The 17,298-nt window shown below is 66.9% G+C and carries 15 protein-coding genes and 2 tRNA genes; 9 read left to right on the top strand and 8 right to left on the bottom strand.

The window, feature by feature from the left end:
- Window positions 1–6: 6 nt before the first annotated feature.
- The 9 genes from cydB (at window position 7) to pgaD (ending at window position 9,092) form a co-directional block, all read left to right on the top strand.
- A complete protein-coding gene (cydB, locus tag AC5P9W_RS07845) occupies window positions 7–1,158 on the top strand; it encodes a cytochrome d ubiquinol oxidase subunit II (RefSeq protein WP_058982786.1) in 1,152 nt (383 codons plus the stop codon).
- A 58-nt stretch (window positions 1,159–1,216) separates the two neighbouring features.
- Window positions 1,217–1,333, top strand: coding sequence for a cytochrome bd-I oxidase subunit CydX (cydX, locus tag AC5P9W_RS07840; protein WP_021204639.1), 117 nt, complete (start codon window positions 1,217–1,219; stop codon window positions 1,331–1,333).
- 55 nt (window positions 1,334–1,388) lie between these two features.
- Window positions 1,389–1,465: transfer RNA gene (locus AC5P9W_RS07835), tRNA-Pro, on the top strand.
- A gap of 140 nt (window positions 1,466–1,605) precedes the next feature.
- A tRNA-Pro gene (locus AC5P9W_RS07830) sits at window positions 1,606–1,682 on the top strand.
- 221 nt (window positions 1,683–1,903) lie between these two features.
- Window positions 1,904–3,109: a CynX/NimT family MFS transporter gene (locus AC5P9W_RS07825; RefSeq protein WP_111102841.1), complete on the top strand. Its 1,206-nt coding sequence runs from the start codon at window positions 1,904–1,906 to the stop codon at window positions 3,107–3,109.
- A gap of 342 nt (window positions 3,110–3,451) precedes the next feature.
- Window positions 3,452–5,479 carry a poly-beta-1,6 N-acetyl-D-glucosamine export porin PgaA gene (gene pgaA, locus AC5P9W_RS07820; protein ID WP_111102839.1) on the top strand — a complete coding sequence of 676 codons (2,028 nt, stop codon included), beginning with the start codon at window positions 3,452–3,454 and terminating at the stop codon, window positions 5,477–5,479.
- A 1-nt stretch (window position 5,480) separates the two neighbouring features.
- Window positions 5,481–7,367 carry a poly-beta-1,6-N-acetyl-D-glucosamine N-deacetylase PgaB gene (gene pgaB / locus AC5P9W_RS07815; RefSeq protein ID WP_111102837.1) on the top strand — a complete coding sequence of 629 codons (1,887 nt, stop codon included), beginning with the start codon at window positions 5,481–5,483 and terminating at the stop codon, window positions 7,365–7,367.
- A 1-nt stretch (window position 7,368) separates the two neighbouring features.
- Window positions 7,369–8,625, top strand: coding sequence for a poly-beta-1,6-N-acetyl-D-glucosamine synthase (gene pgaC, locus AC5P9W_RS07810; RefSeq protein ID WP_495219012.1), 1,257 nt, complete (start codon window positions 7,369–7,371; stop codon window positions 8,623–8,625).
- Window positions 8,622–9,092, top strand: a complete 471-nt coding sequence (gene pgaD / locus AC5P9W_RS07805; protein ID WP_005410359.1) for a poly-beta-1,6-N-acetyl-D-glucosamine biosynthesis protein PgaD — start codon at window positions 8,622–8,624, stop codon at window positions 9,090–9,092. The genes pgaC and pgaD overlap by 4 nt, the downstream gene beginning before the upstream one ends.
- A 135-nt stretch (window positions 9,093–9,227) precedes the next feature.
- Here the strand turns inward: pgaD and AC5P9W_RS07800 are convergent, their stop codons facing one another.
- Genes AC5P9W_RS07800 through AC5P9W_RS07765 form a run of 8 tightly spaced genes read right to left on the bottom strand, consistent with a single transcriptional unit; the run spans window position 9,228 to window position 17,242 of the window.
- Window positions 9,228–10,499 (bottom strand): glutamate-5-semialdehyde dehydrogenase, encoded by a 1,272-nt coding sequence (locus AC5P9W_RS07800; RefSeq protein WP_111102832.1) that lies wholly within the window; start codon window positions 10,497–10,499, stop codon window positions 9,228–9,230.
- Complete coding sequence (gene proB / locus AC5P9W_RS07795; RefSeq protein WP_019660494.1) at window positions 10,496–11,653, bottom strand: glutamate 5-kinase; 1,158 nt, start codon at window positions 11,651–11,653, stop codon at window positions 10,496–10,498. Before proB ends, AC5P9W_RS07800 begins: the two co-directional genes overlap by 4 nt.
- A gap of 11 nt (window positions 11,654–11,664) precedes the next feature.
- Window positions 11,665–11,928 (bottom strand): YciI family protein, encoded by a 264-nt coding sequence (locus AC5P9W_RS07790; RefSeq protein ID WP_019660495.1) that lies wholly within the window; start codon window positions 11,926–11,928, stop codon window positions 11,665–11,667.
- Window positions 11,928–13,223, bottom strand: a complete 1,296-nt coding sequence (gene argH, locus AC5P9W_RS07785; RefSeq protein WP_111102830.1) for an argininosuccinate lyase — start codon at window positions 13,221–13,223, stop codon at window positions 11,928–11,930. Before argH ends, AC5P9W_RS07790 begins: the two co-directional genes overlap by 1 nt.
- A 20-nt stretch (window positions 13,224–13,243) precedes the next feature.
- The gene (gene argC, locus AC5P9W_RS07780; RefSeq protein ID WP_495219010.1) at window positions 13,244–14,197 is read right to left on the bottom strand and encodes an N-acetyl-gamma-glutamyl-phosphate reductase; all 954 of its coding nucleotides are present in this window, start codon (window positions 14,195–14,197) and stop codon (window positions 13,244–13,246) included.
- Entirely contained in the window at window positions 14,194–14,796 is a 603-nt protein-coding gene (locus tag AC5P9W_RS07775; protein ID WP_111102826.1) for a GNAT family N-acetyltransferase, read from the bottom strand. The genes argC and AC5P9W_RS07775 overlap by 4 nt, the downstream gene beginning before the upstream one ends.
- A 3-nt stretch (window positions 14,797–14,799) precedes the next feature.
- Entirely contained in the window at window positions 14,800–16,128 is a 1,329-nt protein-coding gene (locus AC5P9W_RS07770) for an acetylglutamate kinase (RefSeq protein ID WP_021204188.1), read from the bottom strand.
- Window positions 16,129–16,153: 25 nt separating this feature from the next.
- Window positions 16,154–17,242: an acetylornithine deacetylase gene (locus tag AC5P9W_RS07765; RefSeq protein ID WP_111097865.1), complete on the bottom strand. Its 1,089-nt coding sequence runs from the start codon at window positions 17,240–17,242 to the stop codon at window positions 16,154–16,156.
- Window positions 17,243–17,298: the final 56 nt, after the last annotated feature.

Here is a 17,298-nt window from a genome sequence, read left to right as displayed (position 1 = left end):
ACCAAGATGGATTTCATTCTTCTGGACTACACCACGCTGCGCGTGATCTGGTGGCTGCTGCTTGGCATCCTGCTGATCGGTTTTGCCGTGATGGATGGTTTCGACCTGGGCGTGGGCACCCTGCTGCCCTTCGTCGCCCGCACTGACGCCGAACGCCGCCGGGTGATCAACACCATCGGCCCGGTCTGGGAAGGCAACCAGGTGTGGCTGATCCTGGGTGGCGGCGCCATCTTCGCCGCCTGGCCGCCGCTGTACGCGGTCAGCTTCTCTGGCTTCTACCTGGCGATGTTCGTGATCCTGTTCGCCCTGATCCTGCGCCCGGTCGGCTTCAAGTTCCGCAGCAAGATGCCCAGCGAACGCTGGCGCAACACCTGGGACTGGGCGCTGTTCATCGGTGGCTTCATCCCGGCGCTGATCATGGGCGTGGCAGTGGGCAACGTGCTGCTGGGCGTGCCGTTCCATTTCGATGACAGCATGCGCATCTTCTACACCGGCTCGTTCTTCGGCCTGCTGATGCCCTTCGCGCTGCTGGCCGGCCTGCTGAGCGTGTCGATGCTGGTCGCCCACGGTGCCGCCATGCTGGTGATCAAGACCGACGGCGCGGTGGCCGAGCGTGCCGCCCGATTCGGCAGCATCGCGGCGATCATCGCCTTCGTGCTGTTCGCGGTGGGCGGCGCCTGGGTGGCCTTCGGCCTGCCGGGTTACCAGATCACCTCGCAGGTGGTTACCGATGGCGCCACCAATCCGCTGCTGAAGACCGCCGAACTCGGCGCCGCCGGTGGCTGGATGCGCAACTACAGCGCGATGCCGGCCACGATCCTGGCCCCCCTGCTCGGCCTGGCCGGCCTGCTGGCCAGTGCGGTTCTGCTGCGGGCCCGTCGTGGTGGCCTGGCCTTCATCGCCTCCGGTGCGGCCATCGCCGGCATCATCCTGACCGTCGGCTTCGCCATCTTCCCGTTCCTGCTGCCGTCCTCGAGCCAGCCCACCTCCAGCCTGACCGTGTGGGATGCCTCGTCCAGCCACCTGACCCTGTGGATCATGCTGCTGGCCACGGCGGTGTTCCTGCCGATCATCCTCGCCTACACCACCTGGGTGTACCGCGTGCTGAAGGGCAAGACCACCTCCGAAGAGATGGGCAACAACCCCAACGCGTATTGATTGCTTGCACGTGTGCCGACCAACGGTCGGCACCTACCCGGAATGAAGGAGACTGATCATGTGGTATTTCGCCTGGATTCTCGGTGCCGGCCTCGCCTCGACGGTGGCCATCCTCAACGGCATGTGGTTCGAAGCCCGCGAGCAGAACCGCATCGAGAACGAAAATCGTCGCTGAGATGTAAAAAGACCTTGCCGCCTTGGCCTTCACACGGTATCTTAGGCGGCTCCTTCGGGGTGTAGCTCAGTCTGGTAGAGCGCTACGTTCGGGACGTAGAGGTCGCAGGTTCGAATCCTGTCTCCCCGACCACTTCGGTGGTCGCATTGAAGCCTGGTGATGTCGCCCAGGCTTTTTTGTTCCCTGAAGTGGCACCGCTTTTGCGGTGTGAAGAAAACAGCGTTCACCCCTTGCCGCCATCGGGATGAATCGCTAGAATAGGCGGCTCCCTTCGGGGTGTAGCTCAGTCTGGTAGAGCGCTACGTTCGGGACGTAGAGGTCGCAGGTTCGAATCCTGTCTCCCCGACCACTTCGGTGGTCACCAAGAAGCCTGGAAGACATCACTGTCCTCCGGGTTTTTTTGTACCAGGCGCCAGGCCTCCCGCATGACGGGACCTTGCCAGGCAGCGCACGTACAATGGCCGCGCTGCCGGCCCGCCAGCAGCCCCTCCCCCACCTGCCGCTTCGGCGTAGACCGATGCCGGCGCTGCATGCCATTGCCCCGGTGTGCGACACCTGCAAGGACCACCGATGAGTTCCTCCACTTCCGATTCGCCGTCGCTGCTGCACGGTCGTGTCCTCGCGTTTGCCGCGATCCTGCTGGCAGCGGTCAACCTGCGCACTGCGGTCACCTCGATCACCCCGCTGCTGGACGTACTCGGCCAGCAGTTCGGCTTCGGCACCACCATGACCGGCGTGCTGGGCATGCTGCCGACCGCCTCGTTCGCGGTGTTCGGCGTGGCCACGCCGACGCTGGCGCGGCGCCTGGGCCTGGAGCGCACCACGCTGCTGGCGATGGTGATGGCGATGGCCGGCCTGCTGCTGCGCTCCAGCGCCGGCAACGTCGGCACGCTGCTGCTCGGTTCGGTGCTGGCACTGGCCGGCATGGGCATCGGCAACGTGGTGGTGCCGCCGCTGGTGAAGCGCTACTTCGCCAACAAGGTCGGCACCATGAGCACGCTCTACATCAGCGTGCTGCAGCTGGGCACCATGCTGCCCGCATTGCTGGCGGTACCGGTGGCCAACACCGCTGGCTGGCGCGTGTCGCTGGGCATGTGGGCACTGCTGGCACTGGCCGCAGCATTGCCGTGGCTGGTTCTGGCCAGGCGCGCACCGAAGCCGCAGGCAGATGCCATCGACCCGACCGCACAGCCGCATGGGAAAGTCTGGCGCACCTCACTGGGCTGGAGCATGACGCTGATGTTCGGCATGACTTCGCTGATGACCTATTCGATGTTCACCTGGCTGCCACGCATCGTGGTCGAGGCCGGCGGCACACCGGCCTTTGGTGGCGTGATGGTGGCGGTGTTCTCGGCGCTCGGGCTGCTGCCGTCGCTGGTCATTCCATCCATGGCAGTTCGCATGCAGAACCCGTTTCCGCTGGTGCTGATCGGCTTCTTCTCGTTCGTGATCGCCTTCACCGGCCTGCTGCTGGCACCGATGAAGGCCCCTCTGCTGTGGGCGTGCCTGCTCGGCGTCGGTCCATCCACCTTCCCGCTGGCGCTGACCCTGATCAACCTGCGCACGCGCACCCCCACCGGCTCGGCGGCACTGTCCGGCTTCATGCAGGGCGTGGGTTACAGCTTCAGCTGCCTCGGGCCGTTCCTGGTCGGCTGGCTGCATACGGTCAGCAACGGCTGGACGATCCCGTTCAGCTTCCTGTTCGGCTGCGCCACCCTGATGCTGTGCGCTTCCTGGGTGGCCTGCAAGCCGCGCAAGCTGGAAGACCTCTGGTAAGCCGCATGGGGCCAGCAACCGGCCCCACCTACCGCTCGTCAGCCCGTTTGCGCATTTTGACGCCGGGCTGACAATTCCGGGCGGATAGTGCCCACGAATGCCCATCCTTGCCGCGTGCCGGCATCGGGCATGGGGGCGGCAGCGCCGCCCAGGCCACCACTCGGTGCGCGGGGGACTCTCGTTTCAGACAAGACATTGCAGGTCGCTGTCCTGGTTCCGCCCATCCCTGCTGGATGGGAGTTCGCGAGGGGAGTGACGCAGGCCACGGCCACCCCAAAATCTGGCATGTGATGTGCGTCACATTTTTCAGGTTGTCTGGTTCGGAAGCCAAGGGGGTCCCCAATGGTTGTCCACCGCCGGCTGGCGCTCTGCGTCGGCCTTGCCTGTACCGCCCTGGCCTGGGCCAGCAGTGCTGCCCCGCCCGACCGCGAGGCGGCCCTGGCCGAGATCGGCCGCTACCGCGACCAGGCCCGCTGGCTGGATGCCCTCGGCGCCATCGAGCGCGCCAGCCAACAGCAGCCCAACGACGATCTGCTGTTCAAGCTGCGCGTACTGACCCTGGGCGACATCGGCAATGCGTGGCGCGCCTGGGAGCTGTATCAGCAGCGCCCGCAGCTGTTCGACGCTGCACAGAAGCAGCGCATCGAAGGCGACTACCTGGCCAAACTGGTGGTCTGGAGCCTGGCCTACAGCAGCAGCGAAGACAGCCGGCTGGAAGAGGCCGAATCAACCCTGGCGCGCATGCAGCGCTACCTGGGCGCCGAAGGCACTCCACCCGCGCAGGCGCCGCTTCGCGTCCGCATGGACCGGCTGATCCTGCTCAACCGGCTGGGCCGCCATGCGCAGGTGCGCGAGGAAGCCCGCGCACTGCAGGCCGAAGGCCATGCCCTGCCCGACTATGTGCTGCCTGCGGTCGGCGATTCGCTGATGGGCACCCTGCATCCGGAAGAAGCCATCCCGGTGCTGCAGGCGGCCGTCGCTGGCGATCCGGCGCGCGACGCCTCGCATTCGGAACTGGCCTACGCCTACCTGGAAAGCGAGCAGCAGGAAAAGGCGATCGACCTGCTGCAGGCATGGCGCGACAAGGAACCAGCGTGGCGCTGGAGCAATGGCAAATCCCCATACGCGAACTGGTCGCGCTACGAAGCTGACCTCAACCTGGCGATGGTACGCGCCTACAGCGGTGACCTGCCCACCGCGCAGCGCGACCTGGAATCAATGGTGGAGATCGCACCGGGCAACGGTGGACTGCAGAGCGCGCTGGGCAGCGTCTACATGATGCGCGGATGGCCACGCATGGCACTGCAGCGCCAGCAGATGGCACATGCGCTGGACCCTCGCGACATCGAGCCGCGGCTGGGCATGGAGGAGGCCTACGTCGCCCTGCAGCGCGATGACCTGGCAAGGCCACTGCACGACGATCTTGTCGCACGCTACCCGACCCAACCCGCCGTCGAACGCATGGACCAGGCCTGGCGGGCGCATCGCGGTTGGCAGCTGAAGGCATGGACCGACATTGGTCGCAGCTCCGGCGGTGGCGGCACCTCGCCGCTGGGCAACAACGACCGTCACTACGGGGTCGAAGTGCAGACACCGGTACTCGACGACCGCTGGCGGTTGTTCGCCTTGGCCGACAGGCGCTCGGTCGACTTCCAGGACCAGCGCATTGACCCGCTGTGGCTGGGCGCGGGCGTACGCTACCGCTTCGGCCAGCTGGATGCGGAAGCGGCGGTACTGCGCGCCAACGACCACATTGGCGATACCGGCCTGCGCATCGGCGTGGGTTGGCAGTTCAACGATTACTGGCATGCCGGGCTGGTGGCCGCACGCAATGACCCGGAAGCCTCGATGCAGGCGCGCGTGGCGGGCATCACCGCTGACAGCGTGAGCGCGCAGGTCGACTACCGGCGCAGCGAGCTGACCCACTGGATGTTCGGCGCCAGCCGCTTCCGCTACGACGACGGCAACCACCGCGAGCTGTTCAGCACCAGCATCGAACAGCGCCTGCTGACCCGCCCGCGCTGGTTGATCGACGGCCTGGCCAGTGCCTACACCAGCCGGGGCAGCCGCGACGACGCGCCCTACTTCAACCCGAAGCGCGACCGCATGGTCGAGATCGGGCTGCGCATCGACCAGCAGCTGTGGCGGCACTACGAGCGCCACTTCCGGCACCGCCTGACGGTCTCGCTGGGTGACTACTGGCAGGACGGCTTCGGCAGCGCTCTGGTCCCTTCGGTGTCCTACATGCACGAATGGCAGCTGGGCCAGGGCCGCGTGTTCGAGTACGGCGTGCGCTGGTCGCGGCCGGTCTACGACGGCCACCGCGAGCGTCATATCGGCTTCGAAGCCGCACTGCGCTGGGGAGAGTGACATGGCCCGCATCCTGCGACTGATCGTGCTCCTGCTGCTGGCCGCCACGCCGCCGGCGTTCGCGCAGCAGGCCCTGCATCTCGATGCCACTGACAACGGCCTGCTGATCCTCAGCTACCACGACATCCGCGACCGGGTCGCGGCCAAGGGCGATGCCGATACCTATGCGGTGAGCACGCAGAACTTCGCCGCACACCTGGACTGGCTCGGCGCGCATGGTTATCACCCGGTCTCGCTGTCGCAGGTGATCGACGCCTCCCAGGGACGCGCCACGCTGCCACCGAAACCCGTACTGCTGACCTTCGATGATGGCCTGCGCAGCGTCTACGACAAGGCGTTCCCGCTGCTGCAGGCGTACCGCTACCCGGCGCTGGTGGCAGTGATCACCGATTACGTGGACATGGCACCCGGGCGCACGATCGACTATGGCTACCGGCCGTTCGGCCACGATGACTTCGTTACCTGGGCGCAGCTGAAGCAGATGCACGACAGCGGCCTGATCGAAGTGGCCAGCCATACCGACGACCTGCACCACGGAGTGCTTGCCAATCCTCAGGGCAATTCGACGCCAGCGGTGGTCACCCGCATCTACCGGCCGGCCACGCGCAGCTACGAGAGCGAGGCGCAGTACGAGCAGCGCCTGCGCGCCGATCTCGGCCGCAGCGTGCAGCGCATCCAGCAGCATCTGGGCGTGCGCCCGCGCGCCATTGTCTGGCCGTACGCGGCCTACAACCAGTTGAGCAACGACATCGCCGAACAGCTGGGCATGCCGGTGTCCTTCGATCTGGAAGGCCGCAGCACGCCAGTGGCCAGCGACCTGCATGGGCTGGCGCGCTTCCTGGTCAGCGACAACCCGACCGTGGAGGGCCTCGCCTACGAGCTGCGGCGCGACGTTGCGCTCGACGGCATCCGCGCGTTGCAGGTCGACCTGGATGATGTGTACGACCCGGACCCGGCGCAGCAGGGGCGCAACCTCGATGCGCTGATCGAGCGGGTCAAGCGCATCTCGCCCACCCACGTCTACCTGCAGGCGTTCGCCGATCCGGACGGCAACAACACCGCCGATGCACTGTACTTCCCCAACCGGCACATGCCGATGCGCGCGGACCTGTTCAGCCGGGTCGCCTGGCAGCTGAAGTCGCGCACGGGGGTGAAGGTTTACGCATGGCTGCCGGTGCTCGGCTTCGAGCTGCCCGACCCCGTGCAGCGCAAGGCACTGGCGATCCACAACGGTGATGCCGACGGCATGTACCGGCTGGACTTCACCAATCCGAAGGCACGCCAGATCATGCTCGACATCTACGAGGATCTGGCCGTCAATTCGTATTTCGAAGGCCTGCTCTTCCATGATGATGGCTACCTGCGCGACACCGAGCTGCCCACCTTGTCGGCCGGTACGGACGGCAGCGCACGCACACAGGCGCTGATCGACTTCACCCTGGCCCTGCGCGACAGTGCGCAGCGTTGGCGGCCGAAGCTGGCCACGGTGCGCAACCTGTACGCGGAGCCGGTGCTGCGTCCGCAGAGCGAGGCCTGGTTCGCGCAGCGCCTGGACCTGTTCAACAAGGCCTACGACCAGACCGCACTGATGGCGATGCCGTGGATGGAAGGCAGCAGGCATCCGGAACGCTGGCTCGACCAGCTGCTGGCCGCGGTGCGCGCGCACGATCCCCAGTTGCAGCACACCCTGTTCGAACTGCAGACCGTCGATTGGCGCAGCGGGCAACCGATTCCCGCCGAGCGGCTGCGCGCGCAGATCCGCCAGCTGCAGGCGCAGGGCGTGCACCACTTCGCCTGGTACCCGGATGACTTCATCGCCGGCCAGCCTTCCACCCATGATGCCCGCGCGGCGATGTCCGCCGGCAACTTCCCGTACCCGGAGAAGTGACATGGACATGCATCCGCTGCTGCAGGTCCTGTTCCAGTTCGCCTTCTACTACCCGATGGTGATGGCGTTCTTCTGGATGTCGGGCGGCCTGTATTACTACTTCCGGCGCGAACGCCATTCGCGCCCACGCAACGACCCGCCGCTGATGGTCGATCCACCGTTCGCGAGCCTGTTGATTCCCTGCCACAACGAGTCCGCGAACCTCGACGACACGCTCGGCGCGGCGCTGGCACAGCGCTATCCGGCCGACTACGAGGTGATCGCCATCGACGATGGCAGCAGTGATGACACCGGCGCCCGGCTCGACGTGCTGGCGGCGAAGCATCCGCGGCTGCGCATGCTGCACCTTGACCGCAACCTCGGCAAGGCCAACGCGCTGCGCATGGGTGCGCTGGCGGCCCGCTCGGAGTACCTGGTGTGCATCGATGGCGACGCGATGCTGGAGGAGCACGCGCTGCACTGGATGATCTGGCACCTGGTGAGCGGCAACCGGGTCGGCGCGGTGACCGGCAATCCGCGCATCCGCAACCGCTCCACCCTGCTCGGACGCCTGCAGGTGGCCGAGTTCTCGTCGATCATCGGCATGATCAAGCGCGCGCAGCGCGTGTACGGGCGCATCTTCACCATCTCCGGAGTGATCGCAGGCTTTCGCCGCACCGCCCTGCACCAGGTCGGCTGGTGGTCGGACGACATGGTGACCGAAGACATCGACATCAGCTGGCGCCTGCAGCGGGCGCACTGGGACATTCGCTACGAACCCAACGCACTGTGCTTCATCCTGATGCCGGAAACGCTGAAGGGGCTGTGGAGGCAGCGGCTGCGCTGGGCCCAGGGTGGCGTGGAGGTGATGCTGCGCCACGCCCGCTCGCTGCTGCACTGGAAGGAGCGGCGCATGTGGGGCGTACTGCTGGAGTACGTGCTGAGCGTGATCTGGGCTTACACCATGTTGTTCATCGTTGTGCTGTGGGCGCTGGGCAAGTTCATCGAACTGCCGCCGCAGCTGCATATCGCCAGCCTGCTGCCGCAATGGCATGGCGTGATCCTGGCCCTGGTCTGCCTGATGCAGTTCGCCAGCAGCCTGATCATCGACCGTCGTTACGAAACACAGATTGGACGCAACTACTTCTGGGTCATCTGGTACCCGATGGCGTACTGGCTGATCAGTCTTTCCACCACCCTGGTGGCGTTGCCGAAGACCCTGCTGCGCCGTCGCAGCAAGCGCGCCACCTGGACCAGTCCCGATCGGGGGATCCGATGAACGCACAACGCCCGTCCAACCGCTTCGACTCGCGGATGATCCGCAAGCCGCATCGCCAACCACGCTTCCAGCGCACCGCCTGGGGCTTCGTCACCCTCGCGTTCTGGGGGTTCTACTTCTACCTGTGGGCACCGTTGGTGACCCTGTTCTCGTGGCTGATCGGCGGCCAGCTGGCCTGGCAGCAGCTGTACGAACGGCAAAGCCAGTTCGACCCCTATGTGCTGGTGGCACTGCCGCTGATGCTGCTGTGTGCCAGCGTGCTGCTGATCGGCTGGGCCGAGTACAACCGCGCGCGCTTCCGTGGCCACGAGCGACGCCTGCCGCGACCACTGGCCAGCCTCAATGAAGTCGCGGCCGATCTGGGTGCCAGCACCGGCCTTGCCGAGCGCCTGCTGGGCTGCAAGGCCGCCACGCTGCACATGGACGATCACGCGCGGCCGATCGGTATCCGCCGCGAGGTGGTGTGACGCCCCGGTAGTCGCCGACCCGGGTCGGCGCTTGCTTTGGTAGCTGCCGATCCTGGTCGGCGCTTGGGCCTGGTGGGCGCCGACCTTGGTCGGCACCGGGGTCTACCGCGAAGTGCATCCGCGCATCGCGTGGATCTACGTGCGCGTCTGCCCTTCGCCGCGCACGACAAATCGTTCGACGGTGAGTGCTTCCAGGCCCATTGGACCGTACGCATGCAGGCGCGTGGTGGAAATGCCGATCTCGCTGCCCAGGCCCAGCTGGCCACCGTCGGAGAAGCGCGACGAGGCATTGACCATCACTACCGCCGAGCGCAGCGCAGTGACGAAGCGCTCGGCATGGCCGGCGTCTTCGGTGGCGATCACTTCGGTATGGTCGGAGGTATAGGCACGGATGTGCGCGATGGCCGCCTCGAGGTCATCAACCACGCGCACGGCCAGCACCAGGTCGAGGAACTCGGCAGCGTAGTCGTCTTCGCTGGCGGCGGTGCTGCCTGGCAGCAGCGGCTGCGCGTTCGTGTCGGCGCGCAGCTCCACGCCACGCTCACCGAGCGCCTGCGCCACGCGCGGCAGGAAGGCTTCGGCCACATCACGATGCACCAGCAGGGTTTCCAGCGAGTTGCAGGCCGACGGACGGCTGCATTTGCCGTCCACCAGAAGGTCGATGGCTTTGCCGAGGTCGGCGCTGGCATCCACGAACAGGTGGCAGACACCCTTGTAGTGCTTGATCACCGGCACCCGCGCATGCTCGGCAACGAAGCGGATCAGGCCTTCGCCGCCGCGCGGAATCGCCAGATCGATCAGTTCATGCAGCTGCAGCAGTTCCAGCATTGCTTCGCGGCGCAGGTCGGTCAGCACGGTCACTGCCGCCGCCGGTACGCCATTGGCCTGCAGGGCGCCGGCCAGCGCCTGGGCGATGGCGGTGTTGGAGTGGATCGCTTCGGAACCACCGCGCAGGATCACACCATTGCCGGCCTTCAGGCACAGCGCGGCCGCTTCGGCGGTCACGTTCGGGCGCGCCTCGTAGATCATCGCGATCACGCCCAGCGGCACGCGCACCTTCTGCACGCGGATGCCGTTTGGACGCACATCGTCGCGGGTGATCTGGCCGACGGGATCGGGCAGCGCGGCGACCTCTCGCACGGCTTCGGCCATCGCGAACAGGCGTGCCGGGTCCAGCGCCAGGCGGTCGAGCATGGCACTGCCAATGCCTTTCTCGCGCGCAGCGGCAAGGTCGCGCGCATTACCGGCCAGGATCAGCCCGGCATTCACTTCCAGTGCCTGGGCCATCGCCAGCAGCAGCGTGCGGCGCGTCGCACTGTCGAGGCCGGCAACGGTCTGGGCCGCGTCACGGCAGGCACGCGCCTGCGCTTCGATTTCGCTCATCGGCGAGTCCTTCAATCCGGTCATGGCAGCACCAGGTCGTCGCGATGGACGACGCTACCGCCGTAGTTGTAGCCCAGCACGGCCTCGATGTCGCGCGAATGGCGGCCGGCGATCCGGCGCACATCATCGGCCGCGTACTGGCTGACTCCGCGCGCCACGCAGACGCGGCCCTGTGGCGCGTTCCAGCACACCTGCACCATGTCGCCACGGCGGAACATGCCCTCCGCGCCGGTGATGCCGCCGGGCAGCAGCGAGGCGCCCTTCTCGCGCATCGCCTGCGCCGCGCCGGCATCGATCACGATAGCACCCTCGACCAGCGGCGCGTGCCGCAGCCAGTGCTTGCGGGCCGCCTCACGGCTGCGCGCGGCGTGGATACGGGTACCGAACAGGCGGTCCTGGGCCAGCGCGCGTACCACGTCACCGCTGCGGCCATTGAACAGATAGGTTTCGATGCCGAGACGCCCCGCCTTCGCTGCCGCTTCCAGCTTGGTCCGCATGCCGCCGGTACCGGCGCGCGAGCCGGCGCCGCCGGCCATCGCCAGCACCTCGTCACTCAGTTCCGGCACGTCGTGCAATGGCCGCGCATCGGCCACGGTGCGCGGGTCGGCGCTGTACAGTCCGTCGATGTCGGTGGCAATGAACAGCGCATCGGCATCAACCAGCGCGGCCACGGTGGCGGCCAGGTTGTCGTTGTCGCCGAGCTTGAGTTCGTCCACCGACACGGTGTCGTTCTCGTTGACCACCGGCAACGCGCCCAGCCGCAGCAGTTCGTTGAGCGTGGCGCGTGCGTTGAGGTAGCGGCGGCGGTTGCGCAGGTCGTCATGGGTCAGCAGCACCTGCGCCACCGGGCGCTCGAAGAAGCGCTGCCAGAGCCCGATCAGCTGGGCCTGGCCAAGCGCGGCCAGCGCCTGCCGTGCCGCCATCGCCGCGCCGGGCTCATCGGCCCGCGGCAGGATCGCCCGCCCGGCCGCAACCGCACCGGACGACACGATCACCACCTCACGTCCGGCCAGTACATTGGCAGAAACGAACTGTGCCAGGCCCAGCGCGTGGCGGGGCGACAGGCCGCCGCCATCGGCGGCGAGCAGGCTGCTGCCCACTTTCAGCACCGCACGCCGCCACGGCGGCAGCGCCTGTTCCGGGAACGGCGAAGCGACGTGGCTGGCATGCAGAGTCATCAGTCAGGGCCTCAGCGGGTGTTCCATTCGTGCACGGTCAGGTCGGAGGCATGCATCGTCACCAGCGGATCGGTGGCGACGATGGCCTGCGCCTGCGCCAGGCTGTCCACGTTGCACAGCACATAGGCGCCACCACTGCCGTCGGCGAAACCACCAGTCAGCTGCAGCTTGCCCTGCGCCTGCAACGCATCGAGGAAATCGCGGTGCGGCTGCACCGCTGCATCGTTGAAGTCCGGCCGGCGCATCGCCATCACCAGGTAGACAGTGCCCGCCATCAGGACAGCGCCTGCCAGCGCGCGCGCAGTTCGTCCAGGCGCAGGTCGGCGGCCGAACCCGGCGACACGCGCGCGGCGAGGCTGCCTTCCGGGGTACGCCCCTGCCCTGCACTGTCGGCACCGGCAGCTGCGGCCTTGTAGGCCTCGCGGAACGGCACGCCAGCCACCGCCGCTTCCACCGCAACGTCGGTGGCATACATGCCCGAATCAATCGCCGCGCGCAGCTTGTCGTCACGCCATTCCAGATTGGCCAGCAGCGCCGGCAGCAGTTCCAGCGCGGCCAGGCCACGGCCGAAGCCGTGGAAGATGGCCCCCTTGGACGACTGCAGGTCGCGATGGTAGCCGGACGGCAGCGACAGCAGCTGCTCGATCTCGGTGCGCGCAGCGGCGACGCTGGCGTGGGTGGCACGCATCAGCTCGATCACGTCCGGATTGCGCTTGTTGGGCATGATCGAACTGCCGGTGGTGTACTGCGCCGGCAGCGCGACGAAGCCGAACTCGGCGCTGGTGAACAGTGACAGGTCCCAGGCAATGCGGCGCAGGTCCAGCGTGGCGCCACCGAGCGCTTCCAGTGCAGCCAGCTCGAACTTGCCACGCGACAGCTGCGCATAGATCGGCGAGATCTGCATGCGCGCGAAGCCGAGCGCCGCCGTGGTGTGCTCGCGGTCCAGCGGCAGGTTCACGCCGTAGCCGGCAGCGGTACCCAACGGATTGGCGTCGACCAGCGCATGGGTATCGCGGGCGCGGATGGCGTTGTCGATGAAGGCCTCGGCCCAGCCCGCCCACCACATGCCGGCCGAGGACACTACGGCGCGCTGGATGTGGGTGTAGCCGGGAATCGGCAGGTCCTTCTCGGCCTGTGCGCGGTCCAGCGCAACCTTGGCCGCTTCGGCGCTGAGCTGTGCCACGCGCTGCAGCTTCTCCTTCAGCCAGAGGCGGGTGGCGACCAGGATCTGGTCGTTGCGGCTGCGGCCGGTGTGGATCTTGCGGCCGGCATCGCCGAGGCGTTCGGTCAGGCGCGCTTCGATCGCCGAGTGACCATCCTCGTACTGGGTATCGAGCACGAAGCGGCCTTCGCGGAAGTCCTGCGCCAGGATCTCCAGTTCGCGCAGCAGTTCTGCCAGTTCATCGGCGCTGAGGATGCCGATGTGCTGCAGGCCCTGCGCATGCGCGGCGCTGGCAGCGATGTCATGCAGGAAGAACTCGCGGTCGAGGATCACGTCGTCGCCGGCGAGGAAGGTCTGGATCTGGGCGTCGACGGCGACGCCGGGCTTCTGCCAAAGAAGGTCTGCCATGGGGGCTCCGGAATGCGTATTCAGTGCGGGATCGACGTCAGTTCGTCGATGCCAAGCGCGAGGTTGAGGTTCTGCATGGCCTGGGTGGCCGCGCCCTTCAGCAGGTTGTCCAGGGTCGCCACCACGACGACCCGCTTGCCGCCCGGCGCGAGCGTGAAGCCACCGACCTGGGCACCGTGTCGGCCGGCGATACGGCTGACCCACGGCGCTTCATCCACCACGTCGATCAGGGGTTCGCCGGCATAGGCCTGCTGGAAGCGCTCGACGATCTGTTCGCGGGTCTGCACGCGGTTCAGCCACAGGTTGGCGGTAAGCGTGATGCCCCGGAAATGCGGCGCGACATGTGGCATGAATTCAACAGCCACACCCAGCTGCACCGACACCTCCCGCTCATGCACGTGGTTGGTCAGCGCGTAGGGCATCAGGTTGTCGGCCAGCAGTTCGACGTTGTTCTTGTCCGACGGCGTGGTACCGGCGCCGGAGTAGCCGGAGACACCGAAGCACTGCGGCGGACCCGCCAGCAGGTCCAGCAGCGGATGCACCGCCAGCTGCATCGCCGTGGCATAGCAGCCCGGGTTGCTGATGTGCTTCTGGCCGTTGTAGCGGCCGCGGGTCAGCTCCGGCAGGCCGTAATACCAGCTGTTGTCGAAGCGGTAGTCGGCCGAGAGGTCGACGATGACGGTGTCCGCCTTCGCCGCCTCCAGCGCGGCCACGAACGGCGCGGCCAGGCCGTTGGGCAGGGCCACGATCACCGCATCCACGCCCTTGACCGCCACTGCGTCGGCGTCCAGGTTTTCGTACTGCAGCTCGCCCTGGAATTCCGGGTGGTGGTCGGACAGGCGCTGCCCGGCGCGCTCGCGCGAGGAGACGAAAGCCAGTTCCAGCCGCGGATGGGCGGCCACCAGCTTGATCAGCTCGGCGCCGGTATGGCCGCGGGCACCGACGATGCCCAGGGTAAAGGTCGAATCGTTCATGCGTGACTGTCCAGGCGGTACTGCAGGTGGCGCTTCACGCCCTGCCATTCCGCATCGATGATGGAGAAGATGACGGTATCGCGCGGCGTGCCATCGGCATGCCGCTTGTGGTTGCGCAGCACGCCATCCTGCTTGGCGCCCAAGCGCGCGATGGCGGTGCGCGAGGTGACGTTGAACCAGCTGGTTTCCAGTACCACGCTGATGCAGCCCATGGCCTCGAAGGCGTGCTGCAGCAGCAACAGCTTGGCTTCGGTGTTGGCGCCGGTGCGCTGCACGCGCGGCGTGTACCAGGTGTAGCCGAGGCTGAGCCTGGGCACGCTGGCATCCATGTCGTAGAAGCGCGTGCTGCCGATGATGTCACCCGCCGCATCACGGATCACGAACGGCAGCACCTTGCCTTCGCTCTGCGCCTGCACCGCGGCCCGCACATAGGCCTCGGCCTGTTCCGGCGATGGCACCTGGGTGTACCAGAGCTGGTCCAGGCCGCTGCCTTCAAGCGCATCGCGCAGGCCGGGCACGTGCTCCATCTGCAGCGGCTGCAGGGTTACGTGCTGGCCGCGCAGGGTAGGAACCGTGTTCCAGGCATCGAGGTTGCTCATTGCTCAGCCCTGCAGGCTCGGGGTGCGCTGCGCGCAATGATCGACATAGGTCTTGATCCGGTCGATGCCATCGGCACCGAACCAGAATACCTTCCACTGATCCTGCTTGTAGCAGCCATCGGACTCGGCGTAGTAGAAGTGATTGATCGGGTTGCCATGGCGCGAGCGCCAGAACAGCTGCGGCGTTTCTTCCAGCATCACGTTCCAGACCGCACGGCCGAGGCCTTCGCCCTGTGCGTCGTCGAGCACGGCGAACTTGTCCAGGTACACGCCTTCGGCCTCGTCGGTGAGGATGACCGCGGTGCGGTAGTTCTCGCTGACGTAGGCGCGCAGCAGCCTGGTCTTCTGGAAATAGTCCGGCACCAGGGTGCGGCCGAAGCTGGATTCGATCAGGCCCTTCAGGCGCGGCAGGTCCAGTTCGTCCCAAGCGGTGGCGCGCAGCACTTTTTCGCCCTTGCGCACCAGCGTGCCCGAGCCCTTGTGGGTGAACAGTTCCTTGGCCAGGTCGGCCGGGCGGGTGATCGACACCGACGATTCCAGCGGCAGGCGATCGAGCAGATCCTTGATCTGTTCGATCTTCACCTTCATGCCGCCGTGGATCCACGGCTGCGCGATCAGGTGGTCGTACTCGGTGGACAGGTTGATCGAATCGATCACGTTGCCCGCCTCGTCCAGCAGGCCGCCGGTGCCGGTCAGGAAGATGATCTTGTACGGCTGCAGTTCCTGCACCAGCTCGTTGGCGGCGAAGTCGGCGTTGACGTTGAGGATCTGGCCACCGGCGGTTTCACCCAGGCTGGTGATGACCGGGATCGAGCCCGCACGCAGGCTGGCCTCGATCGGCGCCAGGTTGACCTTCTTCACCTCGCCGACCAGGCCGTAGGTATCCACGTCCAGGTACTCGGCCTCGAACACGCCACCGGTGATGGAGGTGGCGCGCGCGCCGTTCTGCTGCAGCGCCTCGACCAGGCGCAGGTTGGACTGCTGGAACACCCGGCGCACGATCGCCAGTGCTTCCGGCGAAGTCACGCGCAGGCCGTTCACGGTCTGCTTGTCGATGCCGGCCGCCGACAGCTCGGCATCCAGCTGCGGGCCGGCGCCGTGCAGCACGATCGGGGTCAGCCCGACTTCCTGCAGGAACGACAGCGAAGAGGTCAGCGCGTCGAGATCGTCGCGCAGCACCGCGCCGCCGACCTTGACCACGGCGAAGCGCTTGGCATCCAGCTGCGAAAAGCGCTTGAGGTACTGGCTGATCTCCTTCGCGCTGGCCATGCTGGAAAGCAGGCGCACGATGGTCTGGCGGGTCTGGCGGTGGGGCTGGAGGGCAGGAGACATTTCGGTTTCGTCGGAAAGGGAAGAATCAGGCGCCGGCGGCGATGATGCGGTGCACGGCGTCGGTGTAGCGCTGCAGCTGGTCCAGCGTCACGAACTCATCGGCGGTGTGGGCCTGGGCAATATCGCCCGGGCCAAACACCAGGGTGGTGTAACCGGCGGCGGAGAACAGCGAGGCCTCGGTCCAGAAGTCCACGGCGTTGCCGATCGGCAGCTCGAGCGCGTCGGCCACATCGCGCGCCAGCAGGCGGCGGTTCTCGGCTTCGGCGATGTCGCCGGCCGGCAGGCTGGGGCCACGGAAGGTCTCGGTGAATACCGCCGCTTCCGGCTCGGCGAACCCGGCGAAGGTGGCCAGCAACGCGTCGATGTTCATCGACGGCAGCGGCCGGAAACCGAAGCGCACTTCGGCAGCGGGCGCGATCATGTTGGCCTTGATCCCGCCTTCGACGCGGCCGATGTTGAAGCGCAGGCCGGTCAGCCCACCGAAGCGTGCCGAAGCCAGCGATTCCACATGGTCCAGCGCGCGGTTGCCCCAGCGCATCGCCTGGTGCAGCGCACTGGCAGCCGCATCCTGCTTGCCCGAGGCGTGCCCTGCACGACCGGCGAACTGCATCAGCACCGAGCTGATGCCGCGATGCGCCAGCACCGCTTCGCTCATGGTCGGCTCGGCCACCAGCACCGCTTCATACGGCAGGCCACGGGCCAGGAACGCGGCGATGCAGCGCGGATCGTTGGCTTCTTCATCGCTGGAGAACAGGAAGGCCGCGTCACCGTCGCTGGCATTGGCTGCGGCCACCAGTGCGGCGGCCGCGCCCTTGATGTCACACACGCCCAGACCGACCACGCGGTCGTCCAGGCGGCGCATCACGTGCGGGTCGGCGCTCCAGTGCGGCGAATCGGGCACGGTATCAAGATGTACGTTGAACAGGTACTTCGGCGTCCCGCGCACGGCGTACAGGCTGACCGCACCGGCGCCGTGGTCGATCACCTCGACGTTGAAGCCGGGCAGGTTCGCGCGCAGGTAATCGAAGATGCCACCGGTGGTGATCGCGCGCGGCGGGTTGCGGGTGTCGAAGGACACCAGGACCTGCAGGTGATCGAGCGTCTGTTCAAGCATGAAACAAAGATCCTGTGGAATTCCGCCGGGCATGGCCCGGCGCTACCGTGATGCAT

The sequence above is a fragment of the Stenotrophomonas sp. YJH_SMC_33 genome (genome assembly GCF_059372295.1).
The sequence above is the reverse complement of the archived record's forward strand: the minus strand, read 5'-3'. Positions and strand labels throughout refer to the sequence as shown.

Coding starts and splice junctions, on each gene's coding strand:
- AC5P9W_RS07775 (WP_111102826.1), bottom strand. CDS start 14,796: ATGAGCAACCTCGATGCCTGGAACACGGTTCCTACCCTGCGCGGCCAG.
- proB (WP_019660494.1), bottom strand. CDS start 11,653: ATGACTCTGCATGCCAGCCACGTCGCTTCGCCGTTCCCGGAACAGGCG.
- AC5P9W_RS07825 (WP_111102841.1), top strand. CDS start 1,904: ATGAGTTCCTCCACTTCCGATTCGCCGTCGCTGCTGCACGGTCGTGTC.
- argH (WP_111102830.1), bottom strand. CDS start 13,223: ATGGCAGACCTTCTTTGGCAGAAGCCCGGCGTCGCCGTCGACGCCCAG.
- argC (WP_495219010.1), bottom strand. CDS start 14,197: ATGAACGATTCGACCTTTACCCTGGGCATCGTCGGTGCCCGCGGCCAT.
- AC5P9W_RS07770 (WP_021204188.1), bottom strand. CDS start 16,128: ATGTCTCCTGCCCTCCAGCCCCACCGCCAGACCCGCCAGACCATCGTG.
- pgaD (WP_005410359.1), top strand. CDS start 8,622: ATGAACGCACAACGCCCGTCCAACCGCTTCGACTCGCGGATGATCCGC.
- AC5P9W_RS07800 (WP_111102832.1), bottom strand. CDS start 10,499: ATGACCGGATTGAAGGACTCGCCGATGAGCGAAATCGAAGCGCAGGCG.
- pgaC (WP_495219012.1), top strand. CDS start 7,369: ATGGACATGCATCCGCTGCTGCAGGTCCTGTTCCAGTTCGCCTTCTAC.
- cydB (WP_058982786.1), top strand. CDS start 7: ATGGATTTCATTCTTCTGGACTACACCACGCTGCGCGTGATCTGGTGG.
- pgaB (WP_111102837.1), top strand. CDS start 5,481: ATGGCCCGCATCCTGCGACTGATCGTGCTCCTGCTGCTGGCCGCCACG.
- AC5P9W_RS07790 (WP_019660495.1), bottom strand. CDS start 11,928: ATGGCGGGCACTGTCTACCTGGTGATGGCGATGCGCCGGCCGGACTTC.
- pgaA (WP_111102839.1), top strand. CDS start 3,452: ATGGTTGTCCACCGCCGGCTGGCGCTCTGCGTCGGCCTTGCCTGTACC.
- cydX (WP_021204639.1), top strand. CDS start 1,217: ATGTGGTATTTCGCCTGGATTCTCGGTGCCGGCCTCGCCTCGACGGTG.
- AC5P9W_RS07765 (WP_111097865.1), bottom strand. CDS start 17,242: ATGCTTGAACAGACGCTCGATCACCTGCAGGTCCTGGTGTCCTTCGAC.